Origin of the sequence: Sneathiella limimaris (assembly GCF_012932565.1) — a bacterium.
In the GTDB taxonomy this organism is placed as follows: domain Bacteria; phylum Pseudomonadota; class Alphaproteobacteria; order Sneathiellales; family Sneathiellaceae; genus Sneathiella; species Sneathiella limimaris.
Genome location: NZ_JABBYJ010000003.1, coordinates 332,362 through 354,752, shown reverse-complemented (window position 1 = coordinate 354,752; position 22,391 = coordinate 332,362). Strand labels below are relative to the sequence as shown.

The following is a 22,391-nucleotide window of genomic DNA, read 5'->3' as shown; positions in this document are numbered from 1 at the left end:
CCATGTTTACCCGTATAGTGACCAGCGCGTTATTCGCTGGTGCTGCCGCTGGCTTTATTGCGAGTCTGCTGCAGCTTTACTTCGTGCAGCCTGTTCTCTTGCATGCAGAGCTTTACGAGAGCGGCCAGCTCGTCCATTTCGGTAACGGCAATCCGCCGAGTGCCCAGCAGGACGTTGGTGGCTTTGAAGCCGTTCGCGACGGGCTTAGCATCGGTTTTAGCATTGTCATCTATTGTGGATATGCCTTGCTGATGGTTGCGGCTATGGCTTTCGCCGAGGAGAGAGGCGCGAAAATCAACGCGCGGACCGGTCTTCTTTGGGGCATAGCCGGCTTCATAGCTTTTCAGTTTGCACCTGCCTTCACCCTTGCGCCAGAGGTGCCGGGAGTTGCCGCCGCAGATGTCTATTTGCGTCAGGGCTGGTGGTTTGCAACTGCGGGTGCCACAGCTATCGCGCTTTGGCTGATTGCCTTTCAAAGCAGCTGGCTTTATTGGGGCGCTGCGGTTGTTCTGTTGCTTGCGCCGCATGTGGTTGGCGCGCCGGAGCCTGATTATTTCACGGGTCCAGTACCCACAGAAATCGGGGCGTTGTTTGCCAGCCGGGCGTTGGGCATTGGCTTTGCTGCCTGGGTTTTGACTGGAATGTTTGCGGGCTATTTCTGGCAGCGGGAGCAGGCAGCAGAAACTGCGGCCTAAGTCCTTTCAATCCTGAAGGGGGCAGCCTCTTCAGGATGTCGTTATATTTATACTGGTTTTAAGGACCTGATCTGATGAGTAATTCTCTTGGTCTTTTAGGGGTTGGTCTAATCCTCGGTGGTCTTGCCGGGTTTTTGGTTGCGGCCGGAAACGGGATTACATTGGATGGTCATGATCATTCAGATCCCGCAAGTCATGGGGGGCACGGCGCTCATGGATCTGCAGATCATGGCGGGGCGGCCCACGCTGCCCTTCATAGCTCATTTGTTGATCTGCCTGCCGATGCTGGCGCACCTAGCGTTGAATTTGCCGTCTATAAGGATCCGGTTGCCGGCTGGAATGTCTTTTTGCAGACCCAGAATTTCACGTTTGCCCCGCGTCACGCCAGCCTCGAACATGTGGCCGGGGAGGGGCATGCCCATATTTATGTGAACGGCGAAAAGCGCGCCCGCATTTATGGGGACTGGTTCCACATGGACAGTATGCCTGCAGGTGAAAACACGGTTCAGGTGACCTTAAATGCCAATGATCACCGCTCTTACCGGGTGGATGGCAAACCGGTCCAGAGCGAGCTTATCGTTCACGTGGATTGATCGCTGGAACCCTCGCCTGCAATTTTAACCGAAGAGAGCCGCAGTCCCGCGCATCCTCAATCCAGCCGCCCTCGCTCTGCCGATAGGTGCGGCAGGTGTTGATGATATCCTCAACATCCTTATCCGCTTCAATGCCAGCAAAAAAGTAGGTCGCCAGCCCTTCCCCCTGCAAGGCGAGGCTGATGGGCGCATCACAGTTATTCATGCACTCAACCTCCCGAACGATAAACCCATCCGCCTGATCCGACCTGTTGAGGGCGTCAGCAACCGCATCGACAAACCCGTTCGCGCCGCAGCTTATCTGGCAGCTTTTACAGATCAGGATTTCCGAAATTGGTGGGGGCATGATTAACACTCGACACAAAAAATAGTTAGCTGTCGAATTCTCGCCCCTTTACGCTATTTACGCAATCCCTCTTACACACTTAAAAGTGGCATGAAACTTGCTTAATAAAGTGTGAATAAAACGGGTGCCGCCAGGTATCCAGAAGCCTGAAAAAAGGGGGAAAGCCATGGTAACTGCCACATCTGCGTCCACAAATGCCATCTACACGACCTATCATTCAGCGGTTCAAAAGGCAAAGGCTGCCCTTGCAACGACGGAAGAATTTGCCGATCGGTCCGCCGCCAAGATGGTGCAGGCGGCAAAAGTGACCGGCAACCGCCCGGGCGGTGCCAGTGTCGCAACGGCTCAGGCCCTTATCGCCGCGCAGGAGGCAGGGGCCGCCTCCAACTCTCAGGCCGTCACCCCTGCAGCCCCCATGACATTCGATGAAATTGCCGCCAAATATGACATTCACAATATCTCCCCGCGCCAGGTGGATGCCCTTGCCAAGGCTTTGCAGGAAAATGACCTGATTTCCACCAAGGATTTCATGATGCTCACCACCCATGGGGAGGAATTTCGCACCCATCTGCAGCGTCATGTTTATGACGCGGGCCTAACTCCGCTCTCCCCCGACAGCCCGGAGTTCCAGAAGATCATGTCAGAAGGAGTGGACCTCATGAGCATCGCCCAAACCCAGCTTAAATTCGCCGAACGCGCTGGAGATCCCACCCAAGGCTGGCTCGACCAAATCGCCTTCTTCGAGCGGCTGGATGAAGCAAGGAGCGATCGGGCTGTGGGTTGAGGTCACTGATCTAACCAATAGGTTCTAACGTTAAAATCTTTCTCTCTACGATCTAAAAAGTTGCCGCATGACCTGGACATGAAAAAACTGAAATTTCCTTTTGCTTCTCTCGGGCTTAAAAGGAAGCTGTCGAATTGAAAAACAGGGTCTTTACCGTTCAAAAAATAACCGTCTGTAAACTTCCTGAAACTCAAGCCCAGAAACTCCACCCAACTCTTTTTGTTGTCATAAATAATAGAGGACTGTGGCTTAGAAAGTTTTTTATAGGTCAGGCATTTCCCGCTTCCCGCTAGTATTTTTGCAGGAATGAAATCTGGGTTGTGTAAAGCCTTGTTATACTTGGCGCATTCTTTGGAATTTTCATCAGCCAAATAGTAGGAAACATACCCTTCACTGACAGGCAGCAGATTTGGGGATGAGGAGTTGACGTAGAATTCTATGGACGCAAACTCTCCTCTTAACAACAGAATTGTGCAATCTTCATCACACCCATAGACTTTGTTGCCTCTCATCGCATAGCTCTTATCAACACGAAGGTAGGAGCTACCTTCCGGAATTTGCTTGATGTATTTGGGACCGCTTTGCGTTGCGCATAACAGATAAAGCGCTGAGTTAGTCCAAACCGGCCTCCAAATAGGTGCCAGGATAAGCACCACTGTTAAGCTCAGTATCCAGACCCATTTACCCTTGCTCTTGCCCTTGTAAAACTTGTCAAAGCAAAGTCCCACCAGCGCGAATACAAGCAGTGGGTAACAGATTATAGCAATAGCTATCAAGCAGGTTTCCCCCTCAAAACACAAAACCCCTGTTTGTGTCAGTCTCGCGCCCTCACAACCAAATGGCAACTTCAAATTTCTGATTGACTCGTTAGGACGGTTGTCCTATTTCTAGAATTAGGACATTCATCCTAAAAATTGAGAGGCAGCAGATGAAGGCGGCGGAGACACGGGAGGAGATTATCACGGCGGCAGACAAGCTCTTTTATGAGCAAGGGTTTGAGGCGACGTCTTTTTCTCATATCGCTGAGGCGGTCAAGATCTCCCGCGGGAATTTCTATTATCACTTCAAGACCAAGGATGACATCCTGAGCGCGGTGATTGCCCGGCGGATCAGCGACCGGGAAGCTCTCCTCGTTCAGTGGGAGGGGGCGGCAAAAAGCCCCAAAGACTGCATCATTGCCTTTATTCATATTCTCATTCAGAACCAGTCCAAGATCATGCTCTATGGCTGTCCCATCGGGACGCTGAGCACGGAACTTGCCAAGTTGGATCATCCCGGCGCGTCTGATGCCAATCGGCTCTTTGATCTCTTTCGCACCTGGCTGGAGCGGCAGTTTCAAGCCCTCGGATGCGGGGGGGAGAGTAATCATCACGCCATGCATATTTTGATGCGCAGCCAGGGGATCGCCACCCTTGCCAATGCGTTTAAGGACGAGGCTTTTGTGAGGGCCGAGGTTACCGCGCTTGAGGATTGGCTCGATCAGGTCATCGCAGAAATTCCGGCGTCAACAGCTTAAAAAAGGAAATCGCATATGTTTGTGATTTTATTGAAATTTGCCGATAACAAAGCCGCCGCCAGGGATCATATGGCGGGTCATAATGCATGGCTGAAAGACGGCTTTGATGAGGGGGTATTCCTGATGGCGGGCAGTCTGCAGCCGGCTCTTGGGGGCTCTCTCCTTGCCCATAACACCACCAAAGCGGCACTGGCGGAACGGGTCGCCCTCGATCCCTTCGTGGCCGAGGGGGTGGTGAGCGCTGAGATACTGGAAATTGAGCCCAAGCGTCTTGATCCCCGGCTGGAATTCCTGGCAGCTTAAGGAGGCATGAAATGAGCGATCTTTTTAACGCTCCGGATGGTCAGCCCCGTTGCAAATGGGCTGGCGGCGCGCCGGAATTTCTGGATTATCATGACCGGGAATGGGGCTATCCGGTGACCGATGATATTCGCCTTTTTGAAAAACTGTGTCTGGAGAGTTTCCAGTCGGGCTTGAGCTGGCGGACCATTCTTGCCAAGCGGGAGAATTTCCGCGCTGCCTTCGCGGGCTTTGACTTTAGCCAGATCGCTCAGTTTACCGATGCGGATCGGGAACGTCTCCTCGCGGATGCGGGGATTGTCCGGCATAAGGGGAAAATCGATGCGGTGATCAATAATGCGGCCCGCGCAAAGGAGGTTGTGGCTGAGTTCGGCTCCCTTGCCCGCTATATCTGGTCGTTTGAGCCAGCAGCAGAGGATCTGGCCGAGCCGCAAACCGCCTCCACCTCCGACGCCTCGGTGGCTCTTTCGAAAGATCTCAAGAAACGGGGCTGGAAATTCGTCGGACCAACCACCGTCTACGCCTTCCTGCAGGCCATGGGATTAATTAACGATCACGCCCATGGCTGCAGTGTTCGAGAGAAAGCGGAAGCTGCCAGGCAGGTTTTCCAAAAGCCTTGAATTTATGATGCTGGAAAGCGTTGCTTCGTCCGGTTGGCAAAAGCAACGAGGGAGAGCATCACCGGCACTTCCACCAGCACACCCACCACTGTGGCGAGCGCTGCGCCCGAGTTAAGACCGAAAAGGCTGATGGCAACGGCGACGGCGAGCTCAAAGAAGTTGGAGGTTCCAATCAGCGCACATGGCGCAGCTATGCGGTGCGGGGTTTTAAGGGCGAAGGCCGCCCCATAGGCGATGATGAAAATCCCGTAGCTTTGGATCAGGATCGGGATCGCGATCAGCAGAATGGTTTGCGGCCGCTCCAGAATAACCTCTCCTTGCAGGCTGAAAAGAATGGCCACTGTGGCAATCAGTCCAATGACGGACCAGGGCTTGATACTGGCGCTAAAGTCGGCAATTTTTTGAGGGCTTTTGAGGTTCCGGCGGGTTAGTAGCCCGGCGATCAGGGGCAGCACCACATAAAGAATGGTGGAGAGGAGCAATGTCTCCCACGGAACGGCAATTTCCGTAACCCCGAGCAAAAAGGCAACGATTGGCGCGAAGGCAAAGACCATGATCAGATCGTTCACCGACACTTGCACCAGCGTATAGGTTTCATCCCCGCGGGTCAGTTGGGACCAGACGAAAACCATAGCCGTACAGGGCGCCGCCCCCAGCAGGATCAGTCCGGCGATATACTGGGCAGCGTCTTCGGGTTCAATCAGCGGCGCGAAGATATAATCGAAGAAAAGAACTGCAAGGAATGCCATTGTGAAGGGCTTGATCAGCCAGTTGACGATGAGGGTGATGACAAGGCCTTTTGGCTGGCGGGCAATATCCTTGACCGCGGCAAAATCAACCCCGACCATCATCGGGTACACCATGGCCCAGATCAGCACAGCCACCACCAGATTAATCGAGTAAACCTCCGCCGCAGCGATCAGTTCCACAAGCCCCGGTGCCACATTTCCAATGATGAGCCCAGCGATGATCGCCAGCCCGATCCAGAGGCTTAACCAACGCTCAAACAGACCCATGGGGCTAGGGGCGGTGGTGTCAGTCATGGGCTGTCTCCGTGGCGGGGGCGCAAGCGCTCTCTGTGTTGGCTAAAAGGTCATTAATCAGGGGCTGGCAAAGCTCAGCCTGGCCACCGCAGCAATCCTGCAGCAGATATCCCAGCAGGTTCTGCAGCCCGGAAATGTCGGCAAAATACCGGATGGATCGACCTTCCCGTTCTTTGCGGATCAGGCCTGCCGCCACTAGGTTGTTGAGGTTACTGGAAAGGGTGTTGGGCAGTACATTCAGTTTCTCCCCGATCTCCCCGGCAGGCATGCCAGTAGGACCGGTCTGGATCAGCAGGCGAAAGATCTTCAGACGGGTTTCCTGGGACAGGGCGCCAAAGGCAACTGTTGCGTCAATTATTTCCATAATTCTCGAATTATAGAAATGAAGAAGGGGCGTCAATGGAAAATGAGTGAAAATGACCTGAAAGCCGCCGGTTGTTTCATTAGTTAAATAAAAAATTAGGAATATTTGAATAAATATCAGAAGCTAGACTTTAAAAGGGTTGGGTCATGAACGCCTTTGCAGAAATTCCAAAAGAAGAGTCCTTTGTAATTGCCAGCAGTATTGCGGCGGACTTATCGGCTGTTCAGACCATTTCTTTTGAGCTTTACCTCTCTTCCCTAAATGCCAAGGTTATGGTTGCCAGAAGCGGGGAGGTTGCCCGTACCTTTGATCCCATCACTGAATTTGCGCTGCGGCTCACCGGGTCGACGGCTGAGATTGTCAAGAATGTAGAGGCGGTGGCCTCGCGCATCACCCGCTCCTCCATCAAGTTGATGCAGGCGGAAGAGTTGGTGAAATCTGTGGACCGGGCTTACAAACGCCACGGAACGGAGGAGCCGGGTGCGGAGAGTATCCGCCAGCTTGTGAGTGACCTTCGCAAAGAAGCCCGAAAGCTTCGGCAGGATTACATGACCGCTATGCGGGATGTTCTGCTTCATATTGATTACCTGACGACCGAGGTCCGGTCGATTTTTATTCTCGCCATGAATTGCCGGATCGAGGCAAAGCATTGCGCAGGATTTCAAAGCCAGTTTGACACCATTGCCAATGATATCGAGATGGCGGCGGAGCGGGTCCAGAAAGTGGTGTCCCATTGTCGGTCGCGCGTGCAGAAAGAATTGAATTCCGGGGGAAATGCATGAAGACCGAAACGATTTTTGAGGGGGATCACAGCTGGTTTGTGTTTGGCCGGGATCCTGAAAAGCCTGAAAATATTATCGATACAAACCAATATCTGGTGAAGACTGACAGCCACTCGCTGTTAATGGATCCGGGTGGGATTGAGCTTTTCGCCCCGATGCTGGCGGCGATCCTCCATCAGGTGGGGATTAACCAGCTCACCGATATTTTTGCCAGCCACCAGGACCCGGATATTATTTCTTCGCTGGGTTATTGGGATAAGGCAGTTCCCCATGCGGTGCTGCATGCCCCGGCGATTTGGGAAGGGTTCTTGCGGCATTTCGGCTGTCACAACATTACCTATGAGCCGATTGAGGATGGCGGGCGAAGCATTTTTCTGGATGGGGTGGAGCTGAAGTTTATCCCGGCCCATTACATGCATTCTTCCGCCAATTTCAACGTTTACGATCCTAAGGCGAAAATCCTGATGAGCGGAGATATTGGGGCTGCGTTAGAGGCACCGGAAAGCCCAATGTTTGTTGAGGATTTTGAGGCGCATGTCCCCAAGATGACCTATTTTCATCAGCGCTGGATGCCAAGCGATGCGGCAAAGCTGGACTGGATCAATCGGGTGCGGGAGCTGGATGTGGAAATCCTCGCTCCTCAGCATGGGCGAATGTTTAAAGGTGAAGATGTTGGCCGCTTCCTCGACTGGCTGGAAGCGCTTCCCGTTGGCAAGGCTATCGGTTAGGGCGATGGGAAGCCCGGTTGGATAACAGAACCAACGGGATCTCCTTTAGGAGAGACAAGCTTTCAGATCGGCTGCAAGTTTCCGCATCATTTCGACGTATCTGTTCTTAGATCCATCAAGACTGCCGCCGAGCGGGTCCAGCGTGCCAAGTTTGACGCCGCTCCCCTCGGCAACGGTTCGGGCTATCCGGTCCGGGAACTGGGGTTCGCGGAAGATGCACACAGTGCCTGTTTCCTTGACCCGTTCCTGGATTTCCTGCATGCGTTTCACAGATGGCGGCACGGACGGATTAACCAGGATGGAGCCAACGGCCGTAAGCCCGGTTTCTGTCTCGAAATACTGATAACCATCATGCAGGACGAGGAAGGGGACCTCCTTGACCGGGGCGAGCACTGCGTCCAGTTCCTCTTTTAACCCGTCCAGTTCGCTTTCCAGCTTTTCCGCATTCGCTTCATACAGGGCAGCATGCTCCGGGAAGAGTTCCGCCAGTTCATGGGCTATTTCATGCACCATCAGCTTGGCATTCACTGGTGAAAGCCAGAGATGAGGATCATGGTCGTGTCCGTCACCGTGATGGTGTTCATGTTCCTTTTCAGCGTGCGCCTCATGCTCTTTGTCGTGATCATGTTCGTCATGCTTGGCATGATCCTTTTCGTGGTCATGGTCCTTATGCTCATGCTCGTCATGTTTATGTTCTGCATGGTCCCGCTTGTCATGATCATCATGGGCATCGTGATCTTTGTGGTTATCCTCAGCATGGACGTGCGGTGCCCAGTTATCGCCGCCCCGAAACGGCAGGAGTTTAAGACCGGATATGGAAATCATTTCAACCTGCTTGACCGAGGCGGGCAGAATGTTGAACGCCTTCATCATGGAGATTTCCAGCTCCGGGCTGATATAGAAGACAATCTTGGCGTCCTGCAGGGCTCGGATCTGGGAAGGCTTGAACTGAAAGTCATGGGGGGTGCGATTTCCGGTGAGCAGAAGTTCCGCTTCTGCTGTGTCTCCCATAACTGCCTGCACCAGTGCATGAAGCGGCGGAATGCTGACAACCACGTCACTGGCGGTTGCCGGACGGCTTGCAAAAAACAGAGAGACGAGGGCGATCAGGGCTAACTTACGCATCGGGGAATCCAATTGGAGGGTGACTTAAAATGTAATGTTATAACATAAATATCCAGAACCTGCTGTCAGGTCAAGATGAAACTGATGGAGTGGATCAGCTTATTTTAGGTGAGGGTTGAGGCGTTTTGCCTAACGCGGGAAACTTATCGCTCTGGCAAGGGCACATAGGCCTGATCATCACCATCCGGCAGCTTCATGCGTTGATGCCGCCAATCGTCCTTGGCCTTTTCCAGCCGTTCTTTGGAAGACGAGACAAAATTCCAGTGAATGAACCGCTCTCCCACTGGCTCCCCGCCAAATAGTACCAATGTTGTCTTTTGGGTTGCGTGCAGGCTGGTCAGGCTTTTCTGCTTCAGGATCCCCATCTGGCCTGCATCGAGCTTGGTTCCATCAACCAGTTCCACCTGTCCTGAAACGATATAGACAGCCTGTTCTGAGTATTCAGAATTGACTTGATAACTGGCGTCCGGCTCCATCTCCATATGAACATAAAAGAGTGGGGAGTGGATAGGGACCGGGGATCGAAATCCTTCAAAGGCACCGGCTATCAGCTTGGCGACCATCCCGTCCGACTGAAATCCGGGCAACTCTTCGCGCGCAAAATGATGAAAGGCGGGTTCCACTTCCTCAAACTCAGTGGGAAGGGCAACCCAGGCTTGCAAGCCATGTAAGGTCATGCCTTGGCGGCGCCCATATTCCATCCGTTCGCTGTGGGTAATGCCGCGACCCGCGACCATCCAATTGACCTCACCGGGCTGGATTTCCTGCTCCACCCCCAAACTGTCCCGGTGGGTGATGGCGCCGCTAAAAAGATAGGTTACGGTCGATAAGCCAATATGCGGATGAGGTTTGACATCCAAATCGAGTGAGGCACCGACCTCAACATCCAGCGGGCCCATATGATCCAGAAAGATAAAGGGTCCGACCATTCGCTGATGGCGGGAGGGCAAGATCCTGCCCACTTCAAATCCTTCCGCAATTTCACTTGTTCGTCGACTGATGATTTTGTCTAGCAATGTAATCCTCCACTCGACCTATGAGGGTAGAGCTATCTCAGGAAAAATCAAATATAGTCTGTCTGGAAGCGTTATGACGGATCGTCTTTTTCGGGCAGGACCGCGACCTCGAACCAGTATTCTTTCAGGTTCTGGATGGCGATCGTAAAATTATCAAGTTCCACAGGTTTAACGATAAAAGTGTTCGCCCCCGCATCATAGCAATCTTCAATGTCACGGGGATCATCAGAGGTTGTGAGGACAATGATCGGAATATTTTTGAGCTCCGCGTCACTTTTCAAGCGCATGAGAACATTGCGACCACTGATGCCGGGCATATTCAGATCGAGAAGGATCAGGTCAGGGGGTTGATTTTTTTTCCCGTTGTAGCTGGGTTTGCATTTCTCCAGATAGGCGAGGGCTTCCTTGCCGCCTTCGCAATGAACAAGATTATCGGTGAGCTTGTCTTCCCGGCTCAATGCGCGGACCATGGCCTCATAGTCATCTTCACTATCTTCGACAATCAGGATCGTTGGGGGGCGTTTCAGGCGGCTTTGTTCAGGTATCATGTTTAGTCTCGGTGTTACTCACCCGCTTTGGAAAGTACATTTGGTTGTGACACGACCTGCCGGCCTTTTTCCAGGGTAAAATAAAAGGTTGTTCCATTACCAGGTTCAGACTCGACCCAGATTTGGCCGCCATGACTTTCAACAATTCGTTTCACGAAACTGAGGCCAGCCCCGCTGCCACTGCCGTAGTCAGTTGGTTTGTTCAGCCGTTTAAAGATCCGGAAAACTTCATCCTTCATTTCTTCATCGATACCGATCCCGTTGTCTTTCACATAGAAAACAGGCGGAGACTCATCCAGATAGCCAACTTTGATTTTCGGCGCGCCGCTGTCGTTGTATTTGAGGGCATTGACGATCAGGTTTCGAAACACCTCGCCCACCCGAACCTCATCGCAGAAGATTGTCGGCATATCCGAAGAAATGGAGAGCTTGGCATTGCTTTCTTCGATTGTATCTTCAAGCAATTCTTTTGTTTCCTGGGCGAGCGAAGACATATTCACATTCCGCCGGGCATTATCGACCCGACCCAGCCGTGCAAAATACAGCAGGTCACTGATCAGCTTATCCATTTTCTGGCAAAGTTCACGGGTGCGCGTGATGCGCTTAATCCCATCTTCCTCAAGGGTTTCTCCATAGTCTTCCAGCAGCAGGGTTGCATGGTTATTAATGGCTCTTAAGGGCTCTTTCAGATCATGAGAAGCGATGTAAGCAAACTCATCCAGTTCCTTGTTGGATTTGCGCAACTGCTCCAGCAAGGAGTGAATATCCCGTTCGTGATTTTTCTGGGCCGTGATGTCGCGAATAACACCAGTATAGATGACGTCGTTGCCCAGTGGGACTTCACTGACGGCAAGCTCAATGTGGAAGTTAGTCCCATCCTTGTGCCGTGCCATCACTTCCCGTCGATAGCCAATGGCATGGCGGACACCCGTTTCATGATAGCGGGATAAATAGTCGTCATGCTCGGCGGCCCGCTTTTCTGGCATCAGCATATTGATTTTCTGGCCGATGACCTCTTCGGGATTGTATCCGAAAGCCTTCACACAAGCCGGGTTATAACTCAGAACAATCCCCTGCTTGTCGATGGTAATGATGGCGTCCATAGTTGTGTTCAGAACTGCCTTGGTCCGCTGTTCACTGTTAAAGAGGGCATCCAGCAAGGTTTGGAATGAGGTTGCCAGCTTGCCAATCTCATCATTTTGTCCCTCTGGAAGATCGAGCTTACTACTGTTATTTCCCAGTTTGAAATGACTGATGGACTCAGTCATTTGTTCCAGCGGGGCAGTGAGGCGCCGGGCAAAATAAACGGTGATGATAACAGAGAAAAGAACAAGGCCAAAGGCCGCTAACGCCGTTTGGAACTGGACTTCTTTTGCTGCTTTCAGGGCCGTAGCGACAGGGATTTGCTGAACAACATCAACAAAGGTTTTGTTGCGGGTGAAATCGATATAACTCCTAACCTTATAGGAAAGATAGGCGGGACCGATATTCACATCTTCTGCCTTCGACGATTTCGCAAGCGCTAGTAGGGTCTGAGAAGGGTTTACAACATAGTTATCGCGAAAGTTGAAGGGGCCGAGCTGGTTCTGCTCATCCTTGAACATATAGTCCAGATGGGGGCTAAAGGCATAGGTGCGTCTGTTATTATTGAGCTTACTCAAGGTGGCAGACAAGATCTCGGGGTAATTTGCGTTAATGATGATAAAGCCAAACAAGGATCCCTCGCCGGTAAAAACGGGGACAAGGCATCTTATCGTCGGGATCTTGTCGGCTGTAACTTGGCCATATTCCCTATTCAGGGTTATCCTGGAAAAGTAGGCTTCACCGGGTCTAAGGTTCAAGCCCGCAATAAAGTAGGGTTCACGCTCCTTGGGCTGTAGCTGATCATCTGGGATAGCGACGATCCCTCTTTCTTTTCGGTCCACGCGAACCAGTTCCCGGCCATTAGCCGCCACACCAATATAGCGTATCTGGGTGTAACTGGAATTGACAGACATGACGGTAGTGAAAATTTCAGAAAGGCGGTTTTTCCATTGTGTCGTTGTCGACTTATCAATGGGGTCAACACCCCGGTTCTGCGTAGAGCGGATAAGTCCCTGAATGGGCGGCGTCCGTGAAATAACGTCAGTATCTCTGTAGATATTCTGGTAGCTTTCCCGGATCTGCAAGGCGGAGAGGCGCGTTTCACCGGCGATCGTTTCGATTGCCGTTTCCTCTGCAAATTTGGAAATCGTCAGGTAGCTGGTAAGGCCTGTTGCAACACTGGCAATGAGAACCAGGCTACAGGTCAGCAAGACCGTTTTGTGTCGCATCAAAAGAGTTGGGAATTGGACGCTCAAAAATCAGGTATCCCTTGCTAAACGCTTGTCGTCAGTGAGTGGCATTTTCTCATCCTATGTCCAATATATTTTCAAAACATTAATGTAGTTTTATTGAATATAGAAAAGATCAATTTTCTAGCTGATCCGAAACCGGGGTTTGGGAAGACTGGCAATATTCAGCCAGTAATTGCAGGTCTGGGATATTTTTTGGACGGTGTCTCTGAACTCCATCGGTTTGACAATAAAGCTGTTGACGCCGGAGCTGTAACATTCGCGGGCAATTTTATCATTATCGAAGCTGGTAAAGATAATTGTCGGGATGTGGCTGAGCTTGCGGGAGGTTTTGATTAGGTCCAAGAGTTCCATGCCGTGGGATCCGGGAAGGGTTAAATCCAGCAGGATCAGGCCGGGAAGATTATATTCTTCAAGGCTTTCATATGGGCCCTTGCGAAAAAGATACTCAATAGCCTCTTTACCGTCAGTGCATCTGTCGATTCGGTAATTAAAATCTTCGATCGCTTTAAAGGCCATCATCAGCACCTCAAAGTCGTCGTCGCTGTCTTCGATGACTAGAATGGGCTGGCCAATATCCATCGGCATTAAAAAATTATCCTAAAACGCAATTACGCTAAGTATTTACACCCACCCTCATATCTTATGTAATATACCTAAAGTATTAAACAACTAATAAAGCGGTGTCGATTTAAGGCGTGGAAAATTGATCTCGCTAGAGGGGTCCTCTGCAAAGTGTGAAATCTATGTGGGTTAAGGGCGCCAGGATTGAAATTACTGTTAGAATTCAATGATTTTAGGGCGCTGCGTTCATAACGATCAACGGATCCTTTCAAAAAAGATCGCCGATGATGCGGGGACTTGATACGGTACTTCTGTTACAACTCTTTACTACGCGACTGGTGCATCACCGGCGACAAGTTTATTTATCGTTGATTTTGCACGTGACGAATTTTGGATCAGATCTGTTGTACCGGTCTTTTGGAACGGCCCTGTCTTCCTTGGCTTCCTGCCACATGAGCCCTCTGTCCCCGATTGGGTACTTGCCGACACAAGTTCCCGCCCGCACGATCCAGCGCCTGATCACCGGAGGCTGCCACCCCCACTCTTACGCAAGACGGCTCATGTGGGACCCCACCCCCAAAGCTTCAAGCCTTTTCCTCAAAAAAGTGGAATAAGTATTATTTATCAGCAAAAAAGCCGACCCAAAGGCCGGCTTTTTAGAGTTTTCCGTGCGGTGTTATCTTATCCGGCTTTCACTGTCTCCAGGAAGCGGGATACCTGACCCTGCAATCCTTGAGATTGCTGGGATAACAGTTCTGCGGCGGTCAAAACCTCGTTGGCTGAAACGCCTGTCGCTGTTGAGCTTTCCCGGACGGAGCTGATATTACGGCTCACATCCCCGCTGGAGTTGGCTGCAACCTGGGCATTGCGGCTAATCTCAGCCGTTGCCGCACCCTGTTCTTCGATAGCTGACGCAATCGTGGTGCCGATCTGGTTAATCTCGCGAATGGTTTCGGAAATTTCCTGGATCGCTTTGGTCGTTGTCTCTGTCTCTGACTGCAGGGACCCGATTTGAGTAGAGATTTCTTCCGTCGCGCGCGCTGTCTGGTTGGCGAGGGATTTAACCTCGGAGGCGACAACTGCAAAGCCTTTTCCTGCTTCGCCAGCCCGAGCGGCCTCAATGGTAGCGTTCAAGGCCAGCAGGTTGGTTTGACCAGCAATGTCGTTAATCAGGGTGACAACTTCGCCAATTTTTGTGGCAACGGTCTGCAGGGAATTCATGGCCTCGCCAGTTGTGGTTGCCTGATCCACTGCACGGGTGGAGATGGTGGCTGACCGGCTTACCTGAGAGGAGATTTCCCGGATAGAGCTAGAGAGTTCCTCAGTTGCGGAGGCCACAGCCTGCACGCTGGAGGAGGCTTCCTCTGATGCAGAGGCAACCAGATTTGAGCGCTCGCTCGCATCATTGGCGTTCTTGCTCATGGCAGAGGCGGTTGAGCGCATCTGCTCGGACGAAGAAGAGACAGTTGTCACAACGCTCTGCACGCTGCTTTCAAATTCTTCGGCCATGGCGAGAAGGGCACTGCGACGTTCAGCCTGTGCGCGCTCTTCTGCTTCTTTACGCTGTTCTGCTTCACGGCGCTGGTTTTCAGCCCGTTCTTCGGCCAGTTTCTTCTCTTCCTCAAGGCGCTGCAGGCGCATTTCTTCCTGCTGTTTTGCCATGTCATCCATCTTGATGGCGTTTTCACGGAAGAGAGCCAGTGCGTTGGACAGCTTACCGATTTCATCGCTCCGATCCGTATCGGAAGGTTCGAAATCCTTATCTCCATCCGCAAGGCGTTCTACATTGGCTGTGATCCGGGAAATAGGCCCTGCAATGCTACGGGAGATCAGGAAGGAAATGACGCCGATCAGGATCAGCACAATAACACCGGCACCCACCAGTTCCATGACATAGCCATTTCGGGTTGCCGCAAGGTCATCGATGTAGAGGCCAGTCCCGATCATCCAGCCCCATTCCTTAAACAGGGTTACATAGCTGATTTTGCCAAACTCGCCTTCCAGACCGGGCTTTTTGTAGTGATAGTCCACATAACCACCGCCGTCAGCCTTTGAGACCTTGATCATTTCCTGGATGATGAATTTGCCTGTGGAGTCTTTCAGTTGAAGCTGAGAGGTGCCGATTTTGTCCTTGGCCACCGGGTTCATCACCATGATCCCGTCTACGCCATTGATAAAGACATATTCCTTGCCGCTGTAGCGCATGTTTTCAAGGGCTTCGCTGGCACGTTGCTTGGCTTCTTCTTCAGTGATTTCGCCTGCTTGTGCTTTCGCGTAATAGCCTTTGACGACACCTTCGGCGACATCAACGATATTTTTGAGAACTTCTTTTCGGTCGTTGGTCAGGACCGTGTCGATGGCTTTGATTCCAAAACCACCGATCACCAGCATGGCAATCACGGATGCGCATACGAGGGTGAGCAGCTTTTTGCTGATACCGATATTTTTTAGCATTGGGTGGAAACTCCGACTACGTAATACTTGGCCGGGAATTTACGTTCAATTGCTTAACAAATGCTGAACCGATTTTTTTAAGAATTTGTCAAACGCCGCAGCTGGCTTGGTATCGCTGCGCTGCACAAAAGGTTAACGAATTTTTCAATAATGTTTGAGGGAAAACTATTGCCTATCAGGCGCAATATGTCTCAATTGTCTTTTCAAGCTGATTCCAGTCAACTGGCTTTGAGAGGAAGGCGGTCATTCCAGCTTTATTGTAGCGCTCGTTTTTCTCAGCCTGAATATCAGCGGTAAGAGCGATAATGGGGGTGTTGCTATTGGCCCCTTCAAGGCCGCGGATGGCGATGGTGGCATCACAGCCATCCATTTCCGGCATCTGCATATCCATCAGGATCAAATCATAAGCATCTTCACCTTCGGCCTTGGAGACGGCTTCACGGCCATTGACCGCTTCCACGACTTCATGACCCCATTTTTTCAGCACAGTCGAGACGATCATCCGGTTTACATCAACATCCTCGGCCAGCAGGATGCGGAGCTTCCGCCGATCATCCGCGTCCCGTTCGGCAAGCAGGCTCTGCGGCTGATTTTCCGTCTGCCAGGTCGCTAAGTCACCTTTTGGCAAGGTAAGCTCCAAGGTGAATACAGATCCCTTGCCCAGTTCACTTTCACAAGCGATGGAGCCACCCATGGCATCGACCAGTCGCTTGCTGATAGAAAGGCCAAGCCCGGTACCCCCAAAACGCCGGGTGGTTGATGTGTCGGCCTGAGTAAAGGGTTGGAACAGGTCATCGATTTTATCCTGCTCAATGCCAATGCCCGTATCCGTAACGGTGATCAACAGTTTGACCTGATCGTCGGTTTCCTCGGTGACTTGGCTTTTGACAGTTACACTGCCCTTGTCGGTGAATTTGACCGCGTTTGAGGCGAGATTCAACAGGACCTGACGAAGCCGGTTTCCATCCCCATAAAGAATAAGGTCCTCAGGCAAGCCTTCTGGCTGGCATTTCAGATCAACTCCCTTGCTGTCGGCAAGTGGCTCCAGCAGTTCCTCCAACCCATGCAGGAGGTTGTTAAAGTGGAAATGATGGCTATCCAGTTCCAGCTTGCCCGCTTCAAATTTAGAGAAGTCCAGAATGTCATTGAGCAAAGCGAGGAGACTGTTCGCAGACTGGCGAAGCTGTGTCAGGTGATCATTCTGTTCTTTTGTCGGTGATGTTGTGAGCAACAGATCGGTCAGGCCTAGAATGCCGGTCATGGGCGTGCGGAGTTCATGACTGATAATGGCCAAAAATTCTGATTTTGCCTGTGTCGCTTCCTCGGCCTTGATCTTGGCGTTCAAATGCTGTTTCGCCAGATTGCGCAGTTCATCCGCCTGGTTTTCCAAAAGGTTCTTCTTGTCACGAAGCTCGGATTCAGCCTCTTTCAATTCGGTGATATCGGTGCGAACGCCCACGGTTAGTTCCGAGGCGGTACGGCGCTCTGTAATCTTCAGCCAGCGTCCGGTGCCCAGTTGCTGGATAATTGTGGTCCCAGTTGGGTTAAGATGTAAATGCACCCGGTCTTCAAGCCAGGCTTGTTGTTCCTCTGGCGTGCGGCCAGACTGGGGATACTCGCCGTGATCAATACCATATTTGATAATTTCGCGGAAAGAGGCCCCTTCCACTATGGCCGGGGCAGAATTTTTGTAGATTTCACGATAGGCATCATTGCAAAGAAAAAGCTTGTCATTGGCGTCATAAATCGCAAATCCATCCGGGATGGTATCAATAGCCTCCCGCAGCATTTCTTCCGCCAGATTTCGCTGGAATTGCAGATCTTTTTTCTCGGTCACATCGCGCAGCGTTACGGTGATTTCATCGCCATTCCGATCACCGGCCAGACCAAGGCTAACCTCTGTTTCCATGATCGCACCACTGCCATCGCGAAGGGTGAGGGCGACCGACTCGATACGGCCTTTGATCCGCAATTGAGAGACAAAGTCTGACCAGGACTTAAACCCGTGCTCCTGCTCAATATTACTGAGAAAATCTGGGAACGACAAAGTTGTCAACTTTTCCGTTGGATATTTGAGCATTTCACAGGCTTTGAGGTTCGCCTGAAGGATCTGCCCCTGAGCATTGAGGAATATCATGGCGTCTGGCGCATTTTCGACCAGGTTGAGATACCTTGCCCGCTCTTTCGTGACGGCACCGTAAAGCAGTTTCCGCTGGGTTTGGTGATAGCCGGCAAACCCACCTAACAGGATAACAATTGTACACAGACCTGTAATGGTTCCGTGACTAATCAGAAGTTCGGTTGCAAAGCTACTGCCCCATCCGTCTTTTGGGATGACAGCAACCTCCCAAAGACCGTTTGGAACATTCACCGAAACGAGAACCGGATTGGCTGATTGTGCGAAAAGGTCTTCCTCACCGAAGAAGACATTGGTTTGGCTGCCGTCCCTTGGACGGTTTTTGATGGCGATTGAAAGATCTGAGGTGTTCAAGGGTTCCAGAAGGCGGTCCACATCAACAACGATACTGACAAGGCCCAGGAATTCACCCAAAATTCCATCAGTCTTTCGGTAAATAGGGGTTCGCTGAATAAGGCCGATACCGCCCTGGATCAGTTTCAAGGGGCCAGCAATGACGGTTTCCCGTTTTTCAATTGCTTCCTTCACCTTTGGCCACTGAGCGGGGATGCGGCGATAATCAAGTCCAAGGATCGCCTCATTTCCGGCCCTTGGGTAGACATAGATAAAGGTTGTGTCTTTGGTGAGGGCAATATTGCGAATGTAATCCAGCTCATCCAACAACTCTCGGGAGAGAAGGGAGAATTCGTTGAGGTTTAGCTCACCAAGGAGGGAATAGGGCGCTTCGATGGTTCGAGTTAGGGTGAGTGCTGTCGCCAAGCGGTTGGAAATCGTTTCCCGAAGATCCGTCAGTTCATCGAGGGTTTTTGCTCGCTCATTTTGGGTGAGTTTTTGATGGATTGTTTGTTCAATATAGACCGCAACAGGGAGCAGGATAACCGCAGCAATGACTGCGCCTAATATCAGGCCAAATACGGGTCTAGAATTCAGCCCTTTCAACAAAGAGCACTCCTGTTATCACGATTACAGACTCAACTATGCCTATTATGTGATGGGTGGGTTAATTTTATCTAAACCCCGTATATAAGAATAGCCGCAAGTTGCAGCTTCAAGCTGCATCTCACGGCTATTGCAGGGGTTCGGAAAGGAGCGGTTGATTAAGCCGCTTTCTTAATAGCTGGTTTTACCTTGTTTGCACGGATCTCAACCAATGCTTTATGCAGGGTCCGGATCGTTGCGTCATAGTCCTTTTCGGCAACGACAAATTGCAGATCCACATTCCGGCTTGGTTTCTGGGTTGCAATCAGGGAGATCCCGGCTTGTGACAAGGCTGCAACGGCAGTTTCAAAGAACTGCCCTTCCGCCAGGTTGGAGCCGATCGCGGACACAACGGCCACCTTGCGTGTTCGCACCGTGGCGGAAGGGCATTTCTGCTCCAATTCATCAATGCACCTGCGAATTTGTTTCAATGGTGCTGACACGTAATGGGTCAGCGTATTGGCATTGATGTATTTGGAGACAGTCCAGAGTTTAAACCGGGAGAAGGCCTGTTGTACCGGGTTAGCGGCGCCAGGCGTTCCCACGATATCCTGGTCATAAACCTCAACCTCATAGAGGCTTGGCAGACCTGTGATAATCTCCACTTTTGAGCTGTCGGATTTGCCATCTTCGGAGATGATCGTTCCTTCATGGTTTGGCTCAAAAGTATTCATAATCCGAAGCGGAATATTATTCTTGCGAAGACCTTTGGCGGCCTTCGGATGGATGGCCTCCATCCCCATATTGCTGAGCTGATCAGCCACGTCATAATTGGTGACGCCAATGGGGCGTATATCCTCAGCGGGAACAATTTTCGGATCCGCGCTGCTGAGGTGGAATTCCTTGTGAATAATGGCTTCTTTTGCGCCGGTTAGGCAGGCAATGCGAGAGAAGGTCACCTCACTATACCCACGACCGTAAATTCCTGTCAGGCCCTCCTCGCACTGGGCGTAGCCCGTCACGATCGGAAGCTGCTGCGTCAGATCAATCTCGGCAAAGGCTTCGGTAATCCGCTCATCCAGAGTGAGCGAATGACTTTCCCGCCAACCGGAAAGATCAACAAAGATGGAATTTACACCGCGGCGCTTGAGCAGCAGCATGGTGTTAAACGCACTATGGGCTTCACCAAGACTGCTCAGCATTTCCCGGACAGTGGCCAGATGTTCAGGCAGCTGGAAGTGACCAAAAGAGCATAGACGATGCAGGTCAATCAGGCAGCTTCTGACGCCTTCAATCCGTTCTTCCACGAACCGGTTGGCCAGATCCAAATCAGCCTTGTCTTCCAGGCATTCCTGGTTCTTTTTGTGCATGGCTTCGCCGACTTTATTGAGCGCATCACCCCAAGCCCACTCATTTTCAGAGCTTGAATAGAGTGAGAAAACGCCTGGTTCATGGGTTTTCTTATGCTCAAGCAGCAGGTCCGTCATCCCGCTATAGGCGGAGACAACGAAGATCCGGTTATAAAGATCCGCGCCTTCGCGATCACCGATCAGGATGTTGTTAAAGACCGCCTCTACTTCGTCCATAGAGGTGCCCCCGATTTTATGGACACTGTGACCCGGTTCTGGGGTTTTGGTCTGTTCGGCCTTAAGATTGGTTTTTGGCATACTGTCCTCTTTTCATGGCGTGAGAGGATCAGGGGCCCTTTCAGACCCCTGAAATATTAAGCTACGCGTCTTCTGACGATTGGTGGCTGGTTAAGCCGACTTCTTCATGTCTTCAGGAGCCGGATACGCACCGGTTTCGTCGTGCACTTCCTTACCTGTGACAGGCGGATTGAAGACGCAGGCGAGCTTCAGTTCGGTGCGGGCGCGCAACACATGCTTGTCATGTTTATCAAGGTTATAAACAGTTCCCGGCACGATCTGGTAAACCTTGCCATCATCAAGGGTTTCGATCTCACCTTCACCGGAGATGCAATAAACCGTTTCCAGATGGTTGCGGTACCACATTTCTGTTGTGGTGTTGGCGTAAATCGTTGTGATGTGAAAGGAGAAGCCCATGTTGTCATCGGCCAAAACCAGACGTGTGCTTTCCCAAGTTTCAGATGTAACACGGCGATCGGATTTTTCCGCCGCCTGTAAAGTGCGAACAAACATAATAGATCCTCTTGAACTTCGTTCAGTTAATGATTTGGTTTAATTGCTCTCCCGAGCGAGGACTCACTCAGCGGCACGGGCGCGGGAGGCAGGAATTTCCAGAGCAACGGCTTCTTCCAGAATATCGAGACCCTGGTTCAGCACTTCTGCTGGAATATTTAGCGGCGCCAGAACTTTGACGACTTCATCATCGGCACCACTGGTTTCAATGACCAAACCGTTTTCAAAGCAATGAGCGCAGATCCGGCCTGCGATTTCCCCGTTTTCAAAGGCAATGCCTTGCATCATGCCGCGACCGCGGCCTGTTAGGCTGCCCTTGCCATATTTCAGGGTCATTTCCAGGAGACGATGGTGAAGAACACGGGCGTTTTCGTTGACCTGTTCAATAAAGGCATCGTCGGACCAGAACTCCTCAAGCGCGGCAGCAGCTGTCACAAAAGCGTGGTTGTTGCCACGGAAGGTTCCGTTATGCTCACCCGGTTTCCACTGATCCAGCTCTGGGCGGAACAGGGTGATGGCAAAAGGAAGGCCATAACCGGAGAGGGATTTCGACAGGGTGATCATGTCTGGCTTAATGCCGGCATCCTCAAAGCTGAAGAAGCTGCCGCTCCGACCACAACCGGCCTGAATATCATCAAGAATGAGCAGCACATCATGCTTGCGGCAAACCGCTTCCAGATTTTGCAGCCAGTCGATCCGGGCAGCATTGAGGCCACCCTCGCCCTGAATGGCTTCCACGATTACAGCAGCAGGTAAATCGACACCGCTACTTCCATCGGAGAGAAGCTTGTCCAGATACTCTGTCGTATCAATTCCGCTCCCCAGATATCCGTCGAACGGAACCCGGGTCGTGCCACCCAGGGTGACGCCAGCAGCACCGCGATGATGTTCATTGCCAGTGACGGCCAACGCACCCAGGGTCACGCCATGAAAGCCATTCGTGAAGCTGATGATATTTTCCCGGCCTTTGACTTTGCGTGCCAGTTTCAGCGCAGCTTCGACTGCGTTAGCACCTGTTGGGCCTGTAAATTGAATGCGATAATCCATGCCCCGTGGGGAGAGGATATATTTATCAAAAGCCTCCAGGAATTTCCGTTTGGCGCTGGTGTGCATATCCAGTCCGTGGGTAATCCCGCCAGATTTGATGTAATCCACAAGCGCTTCCTGCAAGACAGGATGATTGTGGCCGTAGTTCAGGCTACCGGCACCTGCTAGAAAGTCGATGTAAGGTTTTTCATCGGCTGTAATCAGGTATGGGCCTTCTGCCCGAGTGAATTCTACTGGGAAAGAGCGCGCATAGCTCTGGACTTCAGATTCTCTTTTGTCAAAGATAGTCATGATCTCATATTCCAATTTTAATTTTTGA

Annotated in this window: 22 protein-coding genes; 8 read left to right on the top strand and 14 right to left on the bottom strand. The window is 51.5% G+C overall.

Annotated features, from left to right (window positions below; all coding sequences use genetic code 11):
• The first annotated feature begins 2 nt into the window (after positions 1–2).
• Positions 3–695: a CbtA family protein gene (locus tag HH301_RS17335; protein ID WP_169570305.1), complete on the top strand. Its 693-nt coding sequence runs from the start codon at positions 3–5 to the stop codon at positions 693–695.
• A 74-nt stretch (positions 696–769) separates the two neighbouring features.
• Positions 770–1,288: a hypothetical protein gene (locus HH301_RS17330; protein ID WP_169570304.1), complete on the top strand. Its 519-nt coding sequence runs from the start codon at positions 770–772 to the stop codon at positions 1,286–1,288.
• On the opposite strand, the gene HH301_RS17325 is transcribed toward HH301_RS17330, so the two are convergent.
• On the bottom strand, positions 1,269–1,634 hold the full coding sequence (locus tag HH301_RS17325; RefSeq protein ID WP_169570303.1) for a DUF1636 family protein: 366 nt from the start codon (positions 1,632–1,634) through the stop codon (positions 1,269–1,271). The genes HH301_RS17330 and HH301_RS17325 overlap by 20 nt on opposite strands.
• A gap of 166 nt (positions 1,635–1,800) precedes the next feature.
• On the opposite strand from HH301_RS17325, the gene HH301_RS17320 reads away from it, so the two are divergent.
• Complete coding sequence (locus HH301_RS17320) at positions 1,801–2,418, top strand: hypothetical protein (protein WP_169570302.1); 618 nt, start codon at positions 1,801–1,803, stop codon at positions 2,416–2,418.
• A gap of 2 nt (positions 2,419–2,420) precedes the next feature.
• Here the strand turns inward: HH301_RS17320 and HH301_RS17315 are convergent, their stop codons facing one another.
• Complete coding sequence (locus tag HH301_RS17315) at positions 2,421–3,194, bottom strand: hypothetical protein (RefSeq protein ID WP_169570301.1); 774 nt, start codon at positions 3,192–3,194, stop codon at positions 2,421–2,423.
• A gap of 152 nt (positions 3,195–3,346) precedes the next feature.
• Here HH301_RS17315 and HH301_RS17310 point away from each other — a divergent pair, with 152 nt between their 5' ends.
• From HH301_RS17310 to HH301_RS17300, 3 genes are read left to right on the top strand one after another with little or no spacing between them, the layout of a single operon-like run.
• The gene (locus tag HH301_RS17310; protein ID WP_169570300.1) at positions 3,347–3,934 is read left to right on the top strand and encodes a TetR/AcrR family transcriptional regulator; all 588 of its coding nucleotides are present in this window, start codon (positions 3,347–3,349) and stop codon (positions 3,932–3,934) included.
• A gap of 15 nt (positions 3,935–3,949) precedes the next feature.
• Positions 3,950–4,237, top strand: a complete 288-nt coding sequence (locus HH301_RS17305; RefSeq protein ID WP_169570299.1) for a YciI family protein — start codon at positions 3,950–3,952, stop codon at positions 4,235–4,237.
• Positions 4,238–4,248: 11 nt separating this feature from the next.
• Positions 4,249–4,854 carry a DNA-3-methyladenine glycosylase I gene (locus tag HH301_RS17300; RefSeq protein ID WP_169570298.1) on the top strand — a complete coding sequence of 202 codons (606 nt, stop codon included), beginning with the start codon at positions 4,249–4,251 and terminating at the stop codon, positions 4,852–4,854.
• 2 nt (positions 4,855–4,856) lie between these two features.
• On the opposite strand, the gene arsB is transcribed toward HH301_RS17300, so the two are convergent.
• Both arsB and HH301_RS17290 read right to left on the bottom strand, forming a co-directional pair.
• Entirely contained in the window at positions 4,857–5,897 is a 1,041-nt protein-coding gene (gene arsB / locus HH301_RS17295) for an ACR3 family arsenite efflux transporter (RefSeq protein ID WP_169570297.1), read from the bottom strand.
• Positions 5,890–6,261: an ArsR/SmtB family transcription factor gene (locus HH301_RS17290; RefSeq protein WP_169570296.1), complete on the bottom strand. Its 372-nt coding sequence runs from the start codon at positions 6,259–6,261 to the stop codon at positions 5,890–5,892. The genes arsB and HH301_RS17290 overlap by 8 nt, the downstream gene beginning before the upstream one ends.
• A 146-nt stretch (positions 6,262–6,407) precedes the next feature.
• On the opposite strand from HH301_RS17290, the gene HH301_RS17285 reads away from it, so the two are divergent.
• Both HH301_RS17285 and HH301_RS17280 read left to right on the top strand, forming a co-directional pair.
• Complete coding sequence (locus tag HH301_RS17285; protein ID WP_169570295.1) at positions 6,408–7,043, top strand: hypothetical protein; 636 nt, start codon at positions 6,408–6,410, stop codon at positions 7,041–7,043.
• The gene (locus HH301_RS17280; protein ID WP_169570294.1) at positions 7,040–7,771 is read left to right on the top strand and encodes an oxygen-binding di-iron domain-containing protein; all 732 of its coding nucleotides are present in this window, start codon (positions 7,040–7,042) and stop codon (positions 7,769–7,771) included. Before HH301_RS17285 ends, HH301_RS17280 begins: the two co-directional genes overlap by 4 nt.
• Positions 7,772–7,816: 45 nt before the next feature.
• Here HH301_RS17280 and HH301_RS17275 read toward each other — a convergent pair whose 3' ends face one another.
• The 10 genes from HH301_RS17275 to ectB form a co-directional block, all read right to left on the bottom strand.
• Positions 7,817–8,896, bottom strand: a complete 1,080-nt coding sequence (locus HH301_RS17275) for a zinc ABC transporter substrate-binding protein (RefSeq protein ID WP_169570293.1) — start codon at positions 8,894–8,896, stop codon at positions 7,817–7,819.
• Between the two features lie 143 nt (positions 8,897–9,039).
• Complete coding sequence (locus HH301_RS17270) at positions 9,040–9,912, bottom strand: pirin family protein (RefSeq protein WP_169570292.1); 873 nt, start codon at positions 9,910–9,912, stop codon at positions 9,040–9,042.
• Positions 9,913–9,983: 71 nt separating this feature from the next.
• Positions 9,984–10,460, bottom strand: coding sequence for a response regulator (locus HH301_RS17265; RefSeq protein WP_169570291.1), 477 nt, complete (start codon positions 10,458–10,460; stop codon positions 9,984–9,986).
• 14 nt (positions 10,461–10,474) lie between these two features.
• Positions 10,475–12,799: a sensor histidine kinase gene (locus tag HH301_RS17260; protein WP_169570290.1), complete on the bottom strand. Its 2,325-nt coding sequence runs from the start codon at positions 12,797–12,799 to the stop codon at positions 10,475–10,477.
• 117 nt (positions 12,800–12,916) lie between these two features.
• On the bottom strand, positions 12,917–13,381 hold the full coding sequence (locus tag HH301_RS17255; protein WP_169570289.1) for a response regulator: 465 nt from the start codon (positions 13,379–13,381) through the stop codon (positions 12,917–12,919).
• Between the two features lie 657 nt (positions 13,382–14,038).
• The gene (locus tag HH301_RS17250; RefSeq protein WP_169570288.1) at positions 14,039–15,811 is read right to left on the bottom strand and encodes a methyl-accepting chemotaxis protein; all 1,773 of its coding nucleotides are present in this window, start codon (positions 15,809–15,811) and stop codon (positions 14,039–14,041) included.
• 175 nt (positions 15,812–15,986) lie between these two features.
• Positions 15,987–18,887, bottom strand: a complete 2,901-nt coding sequence (locus HH301_RS17245) for an ATP-binding protein (RefSeq protein WP_169570287.1) — start codon at positions 18,885–18,887, stop codon at positions 15,987–15,989.
• A 158-nt stretch (positions 18,888–19,045) separates the two neighbouring features.
• Positions 19,046–20,533 carry an aspartate kinase gene (locus tag HH301_RS17240; protein ID WP_169570286.1) on the bottom strand — a complete coding sequence of 496 codons (1,488 nt, stop codon included), beginning with the start codon at positions 20,531–20,533 and terminating at the stop codon, positions 19,046–19,048.
• Between the two features lie 90 nt (positions 20,534–20,623).
• The gene (locus HH301_RS17235; RefSeq protein WP_169570285.1) at positions 20,624–21,025 is read right to left on the bottom strand and encodes an ectoine synthase; all 402 of its coding nucleotides are present in this window, start codon (positions 21,023–21,025) and stop codon (positions 20,624–20,626) included.
• Positions 21,026–21,088: 63 nt separating this feature from the next.
• Complete coding sequence (gene ectB, locus HH301_RS17230; protein WP_169570284.1) at positions 21,089–22,363, bottom strand: diaminobutyrate--2-oxoglutarate transaminase; 1,275 nt, start codon at positions 22,361–22,363, stop codon at positions 21,089–21,091.
• Positions 22,364–22,391: the final 28 nt, after the last annotated feature.

Bases quoted from the DNA above. Each gene is read 5' to 3' on its own strand.
- HH301_RS17330 (WP_169570304.1), top strand. From the start codon at position 770: ATGAGTAATTCTCTTGGTCTTTTAGGGGTTGGTCTAATCCTCGGTGGT.
- HH301_RS17305 (WP_169570299.1), top strand. From the start codon at position 3,950: ATGTTTGTGATTTTATTGAAATTTGCCGATAACAAAGCCGCCGCCAGG.
- HH301_RS17265 (WP_169570291.1), bottom strand. From the start codon at position 10,460: ATGATACCTGAACAAAGCCGCCTGAAACGCCCCCCAACGATCCTGATT.
- arsB (WP_169570297.1), bottom strand. From the start codon at position 5,897: ATGACTGACACCACCGCCCCTAGCCCCATGGGTCTGTTTGAGCGTTGG.
- ectB (WP_169570284.1), bottom strand. From the start codon at position 22,363: ATGACTATCTTTGACAAAAGAGAATCTGAAGTCCAGAGCTATGCGCGC.
- HH301_RS17255 (WP_169570289.1), bottom strand. From the start codon at position 13,381: ATGCCGATGGATATTGGCCAGCCCATTCTAGTCATCGAAGACAGCGAC.
- HH301_RS17235 (WP_169570285.1), bottom strand. From the start codon at position 21,025: ATGTTTGTTCGCACTTTACAGGCGGCGGAAAAATCCGATCGCCGTGTT.
- HH301_RS17290 (WP_169570296.1), bottom strand. From the start codon at position 6,261: ATGGAAATAATTGACGCAACAGTTGCCTTTGGCGCCCTGTCCCAGGAA.
- HH301_RS17335 (WP_169570305.1), top strand. From the start codon at position 3: ATGTTTACCCGTATAGTGACCAGCGCGTTATTCGCTGGTGCTGCCGCT.
- HH301_RS17275 (WP_169570293.1), bottom strand. From the start codon at position 8,896: ATGCGTAAGTTAGCCCTGATCGCCCTCGTCTCTCTGTTTTTTGCAAGC.
- HH301_RS17250 (WP_169570288.1), bottom strand. From the start codon at position 15,811: ATGCTAAAAAATATCGGTATCAGCAAAAAGCTGCTCACCCTCGTATGC.
- HH301_RS17285 (WP_169570295.1), top strand. From the start codon at position 6,408: ATGAACGCCTTTGCAGAAATTCCAAAAGAAGAGTCCTTTGTAATTGCC.
- HH301_RS17280 (WP_169570294.1), top strand. From the start codon at position 7,040: ATGAAGACCGAAACGATTTTTGAGGGGGATCACAGCTGGTTTGTGTTT.
- HH301_RS17310 (WP_169570300.1), top strand. From the start codon at position 3,347: ATGAAGGCGGCGGAGACACGGGAGGAGATTATCACGGCGGCAGACAAG.
- HH301_RS17240 (WP_169570286.1), bottom strand. From the start codon at position 20,533: ATGCCAAAAACCAATCTTAAGGCCGAACAGACCAAAACCCCAGAACCG.
- HH301_RS17300 (WP_169570298.1), top strand. From the start codon at position 4,249: ATGAGCGATCTTTTTAACGCTCCGGATGGTCAGCCCCGTTGCAAATGG.
- HH301_RS17325 (WP_169570303.1), bottom strand. From the start codon at position 1,634: ATGCCCCCACCAATTTCGGAAATCCTGATCTGTAAAAGCTGCCAGATA.
- HH301_RS17320 (WP_169570302.1), top strand. From the start codon at position 1,801: ATGGTAACTGCCACATCTGCGTCCACAAATGCCATCTACACGACCTAT.